Here is an 11,477-nt window from a genome sequence, read left to right on the forward strand (position 1 = left end):
CATAATTCGCAATCATCAATGTTTATCTGCCGAAAAGCAATTTCCATACTTACCTTTTCCTTCAAGCACCTAACGCCGCATTAAGGTGTGAGCAACGCTGCCACCTAACCTAAACCTTTACACCGTAAACACAAAAACCAACCTTGAACTGCAAATGCCAAGCGTTGGGAATCACCCTTAAATGCTTTGTTAGTTTGTTACTAAGGACTACTTTTCGACTCTATTCTCAAACCGAATGAGCCAAACCATAGGCATATGACTATCACCAGCATTTGAAATCCTATTTGAAGATCATAGAGTCCATCTGTTTTGTATGCCCCTTGAAAATAAAGCCCTCCAGCCTGGATATCGAAATAAGTCCCCACAATAAATATTAGCGCTGTAAGCCATACGAAGCATCTCGCCCCAATAAGCTGCCTTCGATTGTTAACTACAAGTTGCAGTTTCTTAATCATACCCCCGCCCTTTCATATTCAGCCCCTCGCTTGCAAACTAACGCCGCATTAAGGGGTGAACAACGCCACCACCCAAACTAAACCATTGTGCCGTAAACACTTAAACTAATTCAAACCAAAACTGCCAAGCGTTGTGAATCCCTCTTGAATGCTTTGTTAGTTGCCAAACCCAAGGCTTAGGTTTGGAGTTGATTACCGCTTTGCCTACACTCTTTTTACGTGCTTTGAAAAACTCAAATCAGGCGTAGTTTTTAAGCGTCTCTCACTGAAACCGCTTGGAACAAACAGCGCCGTAGAAAACGGGCTAACAACACCAAAAAGCTCATTTGAAAAGACAATGTCACAGAGCTGACTCTCAACCAGTGATTCGGTTTCTGAAACAGAAAATTCAACCACAAAAGAAACCTGAGAACGATTTTCACAAACCCGAACGATTCAAAATTGAAGTACGAAACCCCACCAAAAACACACCGATTTTAACTCTAAATATTCTGTTTAAGCTGCGTTTTCCTCGTTGGCAACTAACGCCCTGTTAAGGTGTGAGCAACGCAATACCAATGCCGCCGCATACCACCTTAATCACTAAAACCAACGCATGATGAAAATGCCACGCGTTGCGAATCACTCTTAAACAGTTTGTTATGTTTGATTTTCATACAACCAAAGTTTGAGTTCAGTTACTTTGCTAGTAAATTTATAATTGGCTTTATAAGAACGATTTTGGATCTCTGTGTAAGTAGCTTCGAAATCTAAGTCGGTTGATTGTTGCTTACTTCTCCATGCTAAACGCTCAACCTCTGAAACTAAATCTCTAAGCTCTTCTATTTTAGATGTAGAGAGCAGCTTTTTACCCTTCACATAACCGAGTACATCGTAAAGTTGAGAGTTAAACTTGAACCATGAATTGTGCATATCTGAAACGTCAATCTTTTGCTCTAACTTCGACTCTTCTCCTAAGCTAAATTCTGTATTCTTAAGGTTTGCTTCTGCAATATCTAAAGTCGCAGATTGGTAGTTTTTCAAAGCAGACAACAGTTCATCCGTCTTTCTATGTGATGTCGTGAACTTCCACTGACGCTCCCAAGTACTTAGAGCTTTGTACGCGTAAAATGCAGCAAAACATGTACCACCACCTGCCAAAATTGAATCTACAGCTGACAATGCATCATACCAAGCAACATTGATAAACGTGCCTTGGAAGGAAGTTGAGCCAATTAATGTTCCAAACAGAATCAGCAACAAGCACATTAGAAACGCTATAAATAGCAGATAGTTAGAGCGGAATTCTCTAGTTTTCTTCAATTAACTCTCCTAAACATAACGCCCTGTTAAGGTGTGAGCAACGCAATACCGATGCTTCCGCATACCACCTTAAACACTAAACGCAACGCATAGCAAAAATGCCAAGCGTTGCGAATCACTCTTAAACAGATTGTTATGTGGATTTATCGGCTGACTTTAGTTTGCCATACTCTGATTGGCTCACCTGTAGCCTCGTCCACGCTGTCGGTCGCTGGTTCACCAAACAATTTTCCAGCAACCGCAAGGGATGCCTCGTTAGAGATATCAACGCTAGTCTCGATATAAAACTCAGAAAGTTTTTTCGGAAGACTTTTTGTGAATTCAGCCAATACCTTTTGAATATACGGCACGGTTACCCCTGTCCCTCTTAGTGCTTCTAACGTTCCATAATACAAACCGAAACAAGGTAGCCCGTTTAATTCTTCTTTACCATTTAACACAACTGTCTGTAGGACTTTTAGCTTATCTAAGCGAGCATAAGTGTAACGGTAGTAACCAAGAGCTCGATCTCTAACAAAATAAATATCCTCGGTGAACGGTACGCGTTTCATTCGAAAACCTTCAGAAAACGCCATTTCAAGAGTCTTGAACCCTGTCATAGGATCTTGTTCATAATTCATTGTAAATTCTCAATATTGAAAACCAGCAGTATACTATGTCAGTTAGCATTCTCCCTAGAAAAAGTGCATGCAATTGCATATCTACATAACGCTCTGTTAAGGGGTGAGCAACGCAATACCGATGCCAGCGTATACCACCTTAAACACTAAAAACAACGCATAGTAAAAATGCCACGCGTTGCGAATCCCTCTTGAACAGTTTGTTAACTGAGCGCCTTTCAGTTTTCGCCGATCTTACAGCCACTTTAGCCAAAGCTAGTTTTGCTAATTAGTGATTAGTAAAGCTAACTCAAATATGTATTTAACCAAAAGGTTACCGTTTTTCTTTAGTTTGAAATGCGTCTCGCAACACCATACTTCGGCGATGTAAGTGCGCCGAACTAATCGCGAATGCCTTATATTATTAGAAGGCTTTGTGCCGCCTTTTACATCAGTAAACTTAAGTACCAAATTGAAATTAGTCGCATTAGCTCAATTAAGGAAACTGACCGAACACGCTAAACCTCTGAACCTAGAAACCGTATCAATGTGCTATCGTATTTTCTGCGCCAGTTAACGCCGCGTTAAGTAGTGAGCGACACTACCACTGTACCTAAACCTTGCTCCGTAAACACTTAAGCCGACTAAAACCAAAACTGCCACGCGTTGCGAATCTGCCTTAAACGCTTTGTTATGTAACAATATTTTCGATGCTATAAATACGATCTGCATACAATTTACCGCCAATTTGGTAGGCATTTGGTGCTACTGTTTTGAGAGAAAAGCCACTTTTAATAAGCACCTTCTCTGAACCAACGTTACCTTCTGTAACTACTGCACTAAATGCCGTAATAGCTAGTTCATTAGAAGCCCAATTGATTAATGCTTTCAATGACTCTGTACCAAACCCGAGACCATGATATTGAGGGAGAATTAAATACCCAACGTCTGCCATACCATCGGTAAGATGAAAACCAGTGACACCGATTTTTTCACCAGTTTCCCGTATAGTCATTGTAAGGCATAGCCAATTTTCTGAAGTTTTAGACCACCGAGGAAGCCTTGATTTAAATCTTTCTTTTATTTCTGAAGGAGATGGCTCATCGAAACATAATCTAATAACAGCAGGATCACGATGTAAAGATTCAAATGACTCCCAATCTTTGTCCGTAATTTGAGTCATTTTCAGTCTATCCGTTACTATTTCCATACTCGGACTTTCCTTGTTACATAACGCCCTGTTAAGGTGTGAGCAACGCAATACCGATGTCGCTGCATACCACCTTAATCACTTAAACCAACGCATGATGAAAATGCCACGCGTTGCGAATCACTCTTAAACAGTTTGTTAAATTCGTTCTAACGTATACATGCCCAACTTTCTAATTTCATGGAGTAGAGGCTCTACAGACTCTCGACACTCAAAGTAAAGAGAACATGTATCGTCATAACCTTGTACGAAAACAGCCCGATATTCTGGAATTACGAGCTGCAAAGCATCAGCATCTGTAACTGAAAACCTAGATAAACGGCGGACAAACAAAGAGCTGTTTCTTGGCTCCTTAAATATCAACCGACTAACAGATCTATATTTGTACTGGTAACACGAAACGTCCTCCGCTAGAAGACGATGAAACAAATGCCAACGTAGGTCGATATCGGCTTGTTGGTCTAACGAACGATTAGTAAAATATTGCTCAAACTCTTCTCGTGTTAACCAATGGTCGAACACTGTGATTGCAACACATTGCCAATCCTCAATGCTCTCGTTCGTTTTATTGTCTAGAGCGGAATAAAGTGACTTTAGGCTACCCTGCAACCCTTTTGATACATTTCGAAATGCTCTCATAAACCCTCAAGAATTTAACGCCCTGTTAAGGTGTGAGCAACGCAATACCGAAGCCACCGCACACCACCTTAATCACTAAAATCAACGCATGGTAAAAATGCCACGCGTTGCGAATCACTCTTAAACAGTTTGTTATGCCTTTACTACCTTTAGATCTCGGTGCACTTCTTGTGAGTCAAACAAGAACTGCGCAAAGTATATTTCGAGATGACGTTGCAGCATTTCGTACGCAAGATAGCCGAATGCCACCAAGCTGACCAATAATAGCGAAACGTAATCAGTAATAGACGAATAATCTATAAACTGGGAAAGAATAGCTGGAGACATAGCAACAAAAGCCATCAAGAAATACATGAACATATAGAAATAGGTTAAGAACACTCTTTTTCGTTGAGACTCGTATTTGGGCTTAAATTTGAGCTTTGGATACTTAAGCTCATTAAACGGAATAAAGTACTTTCTACCTTTAACATAACATTTTAAAGACTTAACCGGGTTTTCAAGGCTTATAGCATATTCAATTTCAGCTGAACTTACGTAACTATTACCTGCGATCGTGTAAAAGCCAAGGTCTTTTGCGTAAGGATGTAAAGTGTCGACCTCAGATAGAAAAGTTCTAGCATGTTGATACTCCGCTATCATTGCTGATCGGCGTGTAAACTTGAATTTTAGTACACCAATCAAAGTTGCAATAATTGCTACCACTGCACTACAAACCTTTAAAATCGTGAGAACATCTTCCATTTTATCTCCTAAGGCATAACGCCCTGTTAAGGGGTGAGCAACGCAATGCCTAAGCTCCCGCATGCCACCTTAAACACTTAAGCCAACGCATAGTAAAAATGCCACGCGTTGCGAATCCCTCTTGAACAGTTTGTTAACTGAGCGCCTTTCAGTTTTCGCAGATCTTACAGCCACTTTAGCCAAAGTGGTTTTCCTAATTAATGATTAGTAAAGCTAACTCAAATATGTATTTAACCAAAAGATTACCGTTTATCTTTAGTTTGAAATGCGTCTCACAACACCATACTTCGGCAATGTAAGTGCGCCGAACTAATCGCGAATGCCTTATATTATTAGAAGGCTTTTTGCCGCCTTTCACATCAGTAAACTTAAGTACCAGATTGAAATTAGTCGCATTAGCTCAATTAAGGAAACCGACCGAACACGCTGAACTTCTGAACCTAGAAACCGTATCAATGTGCTTTCGTATTTTTTGCGCCAGTTAACGCTCTGTTAAGGGGTGAGCAACGCAATATCGAAGCCACCGCACACCACCTTAATCACTAAAACCAACGCATAGTGAAAATGCCACGCGTTGCGAATCCCTCTTGAACAGTTTGTTAGGCGACATTTCTACGTTTAACTTCTTTCTCATACGAAGATTCGTTGTATAACCAAATAGCCCAAAATGCGAAAAACATCCCGACCGTGTAAATTGAGTAATTAAGAGCATTATCCGATAAGAAAATCGTAATGCTTGCAGCATCAGAAGATGGATAAAGGAAAATAACATTAAAAATCATGTACAAAATGGCTGTAACGAAAGTTGTTCTGAAAAGCCAATTTAAACATCCTTTCTTTCGCGATTTTTGCCAATTATCAAATGCTTTACCATTCATTAATCCACTCCTTTTCTATTAACTGAAGCTAGATTCACGCCAAGATACTATCACTACTCTATCGTTTATCTCATGTCGCCTAACGCCCTGTTAAGGGGTGAGCAACGCAATACCGAAGCCGCTGCATACCACCTTAATCACTTAAACCAACGCACAGTAAAAATGCCACGCGTTGCGAATCCCTCTTGAACAGTTTGTTATGTGTGTAGTTACATTTTTGACGGAGCCAATAATGAACTGTAATAGTTGCTGTAGCTGCCAAACAATGGCTTGTACTGTTCAACAATAACCACCTTGCCCTCAATACAGATCGACTTGCAAATAACCTGTACAACCTCACCATGCTCTAACTTTACAGCTGCTCTATAAATGTGGATGCTTCGGCTTTTACCAGGAGCATCTGTGTTATCCCACGAAGATAGAACCACGCCGTGATGAGTCCCTATAAGCTTTCCTCGAAAAAACAGCTGATCAAAGCCAATAGCTATAACAATTCCAATACCAAGGAAAAATAATATGTATTTTACAATTTGCTTCTTTTGCATATTAATTCCTCCAAGCACATAACGCCGCATTAAGGTGTGAGCAGCGCTTGGCTATACTTGAGCGAAGCGAAACTGCCAAGCGTAGCGAATCACTCTTAAATGCTTTGTTAGCCCTGTGGTTGACTAGTACATATAACCTAGCCAATCAAAATGTCCAACACCCCACTGCTTATCTCTGAGTGGTTTCACATACAGTCCATCAATATACTCTACAGCAACTCCAAAGTTGGTGTGCTCGTGAAGCCTTAACCAAGACTGCATACACTGAACTTTGTTAAAGCCATTTGATGAGTAGAAATCATGTAAGTCAGATATGAGGATTATGAAATCAACGTCTTTAGTTTCGGCAAATGACGATACTTCTGACAACATGAAAGAGCCAATACCTTGCCCTCTATAACGTTCATCAACACAGAAGTCGATTACGCCCAGAACCTTATGTATTTCCCCACCGACACTAACAACGCGATAGTCCAGTCCAAGGTAGCCAACCAACTGTTCACCTTGAAAATGAAGGGCTCGCATATGAGGCAACTGCTTAAAGTAAGAACGACTTACTTGGCTGTCCGGAAAAGCTCGGTTTCTTAATGCTTCGATTGCCTTATGGTGCAATTCTGAAACAACAATTTCTTGTACGATTTCCATATCATTTCCTCGAAAAGGGCTAACGCCCAATTAAGGTGTGAAGCACGCGACCACGGCACTTCATTTGAACACCGTAAACACTGAGCCAAACCCAAACCAAAAATGCCAAGCGTGCTGAATCACTCTTAAATTGTTTGTTAGTTGCCAAACACAATTTACTGATTTTAGGACAGTTTAGGCTTTGCGAACAAAAAACCTACGTACTTTAGTGCCGTTAAGTCAGGCGTAGTCTCAAAGCGGCTAGTCGCTGAAACAACGTAAACTCACCACGCCAAAGAAAGCGCCCTTTCAGCAAGTAAATCTGCTTTTGAAACGGTAAACTCACCGAGCAGGGTTTCAGCAAAAAATCACCTTCCGCCCAACCTAAAATCTGCAACACCAAAGAACAAGTCAGTCGTGAACCAGTGCCAAGTTTGGATCTTAGCTGAAATATTCAACACTGGATTTGATCGAGAAAAACTCACTTTACTACTTTGAGCTTTTACCGCTAGATTTTGTGATTTGGCTGCGTTTTTCCTCATGGCAACTAACGCCGCGTTAAGTAGTGAGCAACGCAGACCACCGAACCTAAACTATTGTGCCGTAAACACTAAAATCAAAGCAAACCAAAAATGCCGAGCGTTGCGAATCTGTCTTAAACGCTTTGTTAGGTGTTCATATCCAATCGTGTGCCACTGCCATTAACGCAACAAAACTTGTCAGTATATTTGAGATGATTGTAAACACGTGTATTAAGTGTACATACTTTTTACCTTTAAAGGCTTTGAACGAGTAAATCGTAGAAAGCAACGAAAGGATAAAAAACAGGTAGATTGGCCAATACCAATAATACTGCGGGTCAAATTGAGTAAACTCGCATACAACGACAGCATAAAGAAATCCAGCCAAGGACAATAGACCATGAGCAGATTGAGCAATCGACCTTGAATTTAAATAGTAGACATAAGAAATGACTGGATAGAATGCTAATAATATCCATACTTGGCTAATTACACTTAGTTGATAATGACTCATAATCCTCTCGAACACCTAACGTCCTGTTAAGGTGTGAGCAACGCAATGCCGAAGCTCCCGCATACCACCTTAAACACTAAACGCAACGCATAGTAAAAATGCCAAACGTTGCGAATCACTCTTAAACAGTTTGTTATACCTATTCTCTCTCATAGACACCCGCTATTTTCGACGAAAAAACAGACGATATCTTTGATGAGTAGTTTTCAGATATAAACCCTGCTACTGGGTTTGATGGTAGAAGTTTACCAATCATTCGGTCTAGAACACCGCGGTCCATTAGCTCTAAGTGCATTCCTTGACTACGGGCGAGCCCAACAGCCTCATTTGCTCTGTGTGTAAAGTGGTCAGCAGTCGAGGCTAGTATCCCATAAGCTGAGTTCTTTAACACCATTGTACCGAGCAAATTTCTTATAGTTGAAATACCTTCTGACGAATTTTCAGACTCACGACGTTTTACCTGAATTAGCCACTGTTTTTCACCTGAATCGATAAAAATAACATCAACACCTCCGTCATCTGGTTTACCTACGTGGATAACCTCACATTCGGCGTAATTTGCCCTGAAGATAGAAGCAACGAGTTTTTCAAACTCGGTTGGATTTATAGTATGCCAAAGCTTGGGATTTCTTCTAAATGCCACCGCTAGTTCATGATGGCAAGAATAAGGTAACTCGTCATAAGTCCTGATTTTTGATATTCCAGAGTGAGTATAATGATCGAGACAGCCGTAAGTATTTATTTTATATGGATTCTCGTGGTGCCACTGCCAGTAATTGCAATTGCGACATAGCTTCAAATTAATAAACTCTGAGTCAAAGTTTACTCTATCTGTAAGTACCTCATTTTGAAACCAAAAATCAAGCAAGTGGCTTTTGCAAATAGGGCAAGTCTTTGTATCCGAAAAGTTTGACGCTAGCCACTCAAGTGAGTTATCAAAACTACCATCAATGATAACCTTTCCATTCAAATAAAGGCTGTCTTCATCTAACTCAAACTGATCATAACTCATTGTTAGCTCCTTTGCCGAAATAGGTATAACGCCTTGTTAAGGTGTGAGGCACGCAATACCGAAGCTTCCGCATATCACCTTAACCACTAAAACCAACGCATAGTAAAAATGCCACGCGTGCCGAATCACTCTTGAACAATTTGTTATGTAGCCGACTTTCAGGGTAGTGCTTTCTGTCCAATTTGGATTTTGGGCGCAATACCAGCTTTGCGATACAAAGCTAGAGCAGATTCATTGAAAGAATATACTTCTAACCACAGCTCTTCTCCGCCGTTAGAAATAGCACTTTCCTCAAATGCCTCTATTAGCGCCAGTCCAACACCCTGACTCCTAAAGCATGAATCCACAACAATCTGTTCAACGCTTGCGATCTTTCGCTGTTTGAGCGTCCAAGACTTACGAACCCATAGCTCACCAAAAACAAAACCTACTAACTGCCCTTTGCTTTCGGCTACCAGACAAATCGAGCTTTCACTTTCGATTATCTTGTGCAGGTCTATTTTTTGTTCAATTTCTTCCGGTGATAAAAAGTCATCAGGTAAATTTGCTTGATGATACTCATTAAGCTGAAACTGTAGTTTCTTGATAACACTGATATCTTCAATGCGAGCTTGCCGAATATTTAACATATATAAATCCTTTTAACCTACCGTCCTCTCGCGGCTACATAACGCCCTGTTAAGGGATGAGCAACGCAATACCGAAGTCGCCGCATACCGCCTTAAACACTAAAACCAACGCATGATGAAAATGCCACGCGTTGAGAATCCCTCTTGAACAGTTTGTTAAACGGCTTGGATTCAAGTACGAAGTGCGACACCCCTGAAATTTAAAACAGTGAGATGTGCTATTCATAAGTTTTACTCCCGCCAAGAAGTGAAAAACCATGAATTACACACACCTCACTGAGAATGAAAGGTATATGATGTCCGCACTTAGAAAGCAAGGCATTAGTGTCGTCAACATCGCTAAAGAGCTAGGGCGTCACAAGAGCACTATCTACCGAGAATTTAAACGCAACTCTCGATGCAACGCCTATCGCCCTAACCCTTCCTATCAGCCTGCTAGAGCGCAACAAAGAGCTAGAACCAGGTTGAGCCGATCACGGCGTAACAAGCGCTATACCAAGCACGATTTCAAAATTATTGACGCGCTTATAATGCTCGATTGGAGTCCTGACCAAATCGTTGGGTATTGCCGTTTGCATGGCTATCCAGTGATGAGCCATGAGCTTATTTACCAGCACATTTGGACCGATAAAGCCAACGGAGGCATGCTCTGGAAACATTTACGTCAATCACCAAAACAGAGACGTAAGCGCTACAACGCCAAAGATAGCAGGGGGAGAATTGCCGCTAAAAGGCACATAACAGAACGACCAAAACAAGCTGTGTTACGCCTAGAACCTGGACATTGGGAAATAGATACCGTGATCGGTCGTGGAACTAAGCACTGCATTGTCACTCTCGTTGACAGAATGACTGGCTACACCTATATCGGACAGCTAGATGACCGAACAACTGCATCACTCAACGCGAGAATGACAGAGATCGTTACACGTTCAAACTTACCATTTAGAACTATCACTGCTGATAATGGTACAGAATTTAACCAACATCAGGAGATAGAAAACAAGCATAAATGCTTGTTTTACTTCGCAACGCCCTACCACTCTTGGGAGCGAGGGACCAATGAGAATACAAATGGACTCATACGCCAATATTTACCTAAGAAAACCTCAATGGCTCATGTGACACAAAGACTGTGCAGCCAGATAGCGTATAAACTGAATAACAGACCACGCCAAAGGCTTGGTTACAAGACACCAACGGAGTATATTTATGAGCAGCTACTCTAAGTGTCGCACTTCAAACTTGATACTAAGTGTGGGGCTTAAGAGTTCTGCTTAACTCTATTTCCCTGCCTGCGACTAAGTTTCCAGTAGGTATAAACCCGCAATTCAAGTAGAAACCTTTTGAACCACCTGTGCTATCTACAACACTTGTATAAAGAGCCGACGCTCCAAACTCGTTAAGCAACTCTGAACTTAACAACTCGATAGCTCTACGACCATAACCTTTTGATTGTTGTGTCTGATCTAGCATGAATCGCCAAAGGAAAAATTTATCTGCGGGAATGTCTGCGTTTACCAAGATGAAACCTACTGGCTTATCTTCAGCATAGATGCCACGAAACCAAGGAAAATCCATAAAGTTCGCTTCAGCCAATGAAATAGCATTGCTATCGACATAATTTAATTGGTTTTTAGCAACTTGTAACTGGCAGATTTCATAGAAGTTATCATGGTCAATTCTTCTTAGCTCTATGCTCATAGTGACAATTTCCCTCCGAAAACATAACGCCCTGTTAAGGGGTGAGCAACGCAATACAAAAGCCACTGCAAACCACCTTAATCACTAAAACTAACGCATAG

At 41.0% G+C, this 11,477-nt stretch carries 13 protein-coding genes; 1 reads left to right on the forward strand and 12 read right to left on the reverse strand.

Features of this window, described 5'->3' with window-relative positions; genetic code table 11:
- Positions 1-659: 659 nt before the first annotated feature.
- The 11 genes from ACWYVB_RS23655 to ACWYVB_RS23705 all read right to left on the reverse strand — a co-directional run bounded on the left by ACWYVB_RS23655 (position 660) and on the right by ACWYVB_RS23705 (position 9,672).
- Positions 660-851, reverse strand: a complete 192-nt coding sequence (locus ACWYVB_RS23655; protein ID WP_268980074.1) for a hypothetical protein — start codon at positions 849-851, stop codon at positions 660-662.
- 243 nt (positions 852-1,094) lie between these two features.
- Entirely contained in the window at positions 1,095-1,757 is a 663-nt protein-coding gene (locus ACWYVB_RS23660; RefSeq protein ID WP_457530388.1) for a hypothetical protein, read from the reverse strand.
- Between the two features lie 143 nt (positions 1,758-1,900).
- Positions 1,901-2,377: a hypothetical protein gene (locus tag ACWYVB_RS23665; protein WP_301612569.1), complete on the reverse strand. Its 477-nt coding sequence runs from the start codon at positions 2,375-2,377 to the stop codon at positions 1,901-1,903.
- Between the two features lie 670 nt (positions 2,378-3,047).
- Positions 3,048-3,566 carry a GNAT family N-acetyltransferase gene (locus ACWYVB_RS23670; protein WP_457530390.1) on the reverse strand — a complete coding sequence of 173 codons (519 nt, stop codon included), beginning with the start codon at positions 3,564-3,566 and terminating at the stop codon, positions 3,048-3,050.
- Positions 3,567-3,704: 138 nt separating this feature from the next.
- Positions 3,705-4,205: a hypothetical protein gene (locus tag ACWYVB_RS23675; protein WP_457530392.1), complete on the reverse strand. Its 501-nt coding sequence runs from the start codon at positions 4,203-4,205 to the stop codon at positions 3,705-3,707.
- A gap of 132 nt (positions 4,206-4,337) precedes the next feature.
- Positions 4,338-4,949: a hypothetical protein gene (locus ACWYVB_RS23680; RefSeq protein ID WP_457530393.1), complete on the reverse strand. Its 612-nt coding sequence runs from the start codon at positions 4,947-4,949 to the stop codon at positions 4,338-4,340.
- A 599-nt stretch (positions 4,950-5,548) separates the two neighbouring features.
- The gene (locus ACWYVB_RS23685; protein WP_395218074.1) at positions 5,549-5,827 is read right to left on the reverse strand and encodes a hypothetical protein; all 279 of its coding nucleotides are present in this window, start codon (positions 5,825-5,827) and stop codon (positions 5,549-5,551) included.
- A 209-nt stretch (positions 5,828-6,036) separates the two neighbouring features.
- The gene (locus tag ACWYVB_RS23690; protein WP_193289429.1) at positions 6,037-6,372 is read right to left on the reverse strand and encodes a hypothetical protein; all 336 of its coding nucleotides are present in this window, start codon (positions 6,370-6,372) and stop codon (positions 6,037-6,039) included.
- 123 nt (positions 6,373-6,495) lie between these two features.
- Entirely contained in the window at positions 6,496-7,017 is a 522-nt protein-coding gene (locus tag ACWYVB_RS23695; protein WP_395218073.1) for a GNAT family N-acetyltransferase, read from the reverse strand.
- Between the two features lie 1,153 nt (positions 7,018-8,170).
- Complete coding sequence (locus ACWYVB_RS23700; RefSeq protein WP_457530396.1) at positions 8,171-9,043, reverse strand: restriction endonuclease; 873 nt, start codon at positions 9,041-9,043, stop codon at positions 8,171-8,173.
- 158 nt (positions 9,044-9,201) lie between these two features.
- Positions 9,202-9,672, reverse strand: a complete 471-nt coding sequence (locus ACWYVB_RS23705; protein ID WP_237312772.1) for a GNAT family N-acetyltransferase — start codon at positions 9,670-9,672, stop codon at positions 9,202-9,204.
- A 257-nt stretch (positions 9,673-9,929) separates the two neighbouring features.
- On the opposite strand from ACWYVB_RS23705, the gene ACWYVB_RS23710 reads away from it, so the two are divergent.
- Complete coding sequence (locus ACWYVB_RS23710) at positions 9,930-10,901, forward strand: IS30 family transposase (protein WP_457530398.1); 972 nt, start codon at positions 9,930-9,932, stop codon at positions 10,899-10,901.
- Positions 10,902-10,923: 22 nt separating this feature from the next.
- Here ACWYVB_RS23710 and ACWYVB_RS23715 read toward each other — a convergent pair whose 3' ends face one another.
- Complete coding sequence (locus tag ACWYVB_RS23715; protein WP_457530400.1) at positions 10,924-11,376, reverse strand: GNAT family N-acetyltransferase; 453 nt, start codon at positions 11,374-11,376, stop codon at positions 10,924-10,926.
- Positions 11,377-11,477 lie beyond the last annotated feature (101 nt).

Source organism: Vibrio sp. JZG10, from assembly GCF_054064075.1.

Coding starts and splice junctions, on each gene's coding strand:
- ACWYVB_RS23680 (WP_457530393.1), bottom strand. CDS start 4,949: ATGGAAGATGTTCTCACGATTTTAAAGGTTTGTAGTGCAGTGGTAGCA.
- ACWYVB_RS23665 (WP_301612569.1), bottom strand. CDS start 2,377: ATGAATTATGAACAAGATCCTATGACAGGGTTCAAGACTCTTGAAATG.
- ACWYVB_RS23705 (WP_237312772.1), bottom strand. CDS start 9,672: ATGTTAAATATTCGGCAAGCTCGCATTGAAGATATCAGTGTTATCAAG.
- ACWYVB_RS23695 (WP_395218073.1), bottom strand. CDS start 7,017: ATGGAAATCGTACAAGAAATTGTTGTTTCAGAATTGCACCATAAGGCA.
- ACWYVB_RS23690 (WP_193289429.1), bottom strand. CDS start 6,372: ATGCAAAAGAAGCAAATTGTAAAATACATATTATTTTTCCTTGGTATT.
- ACWYVB_RS23700 (WP_457530396.1), bottom strand. CDS start 9,043: ATGAGTTATGATCAGTTTGAGTTAGATGAAGACAGCCTTTATTTGAAT.
- ACWYVB_RS23675 (WP_457530392.1), bottom strand. CDS start 4,205: ATGAGAGCATTTCGAAATGTATCAAAAGGGTTGCAGGGTAGCCTAAAG.
- ACWYVB_RS23710 (WP_457530398.1), top strand. CDS start 9,930: ATGAATTACACACACCTCACTGAGAATGAAAGGTATATGATGTCCGCA.
- ACWYVB_RS23715 (WP_457530400.1), bottom strand. CDS start 11,376: ATGAGCATAGAGCTAAGAAGAATTGACCATGATAACTTCTATGAAATC.
- ACWYVB_RS23670 (WP_457530390.1), bottom strand. CDS start 3,566: ATGGAAATAGTAACGGATAGACTGAAAATGACTCAAATTACGGACAAA.
- ACWYVB_RS23685 (WP_395218074.1), bottom strand. CDS start 5,827: ATGAATGGTAAAGCATTTGATAATTGGCAAAAATCGCGAAAGAAAGGA.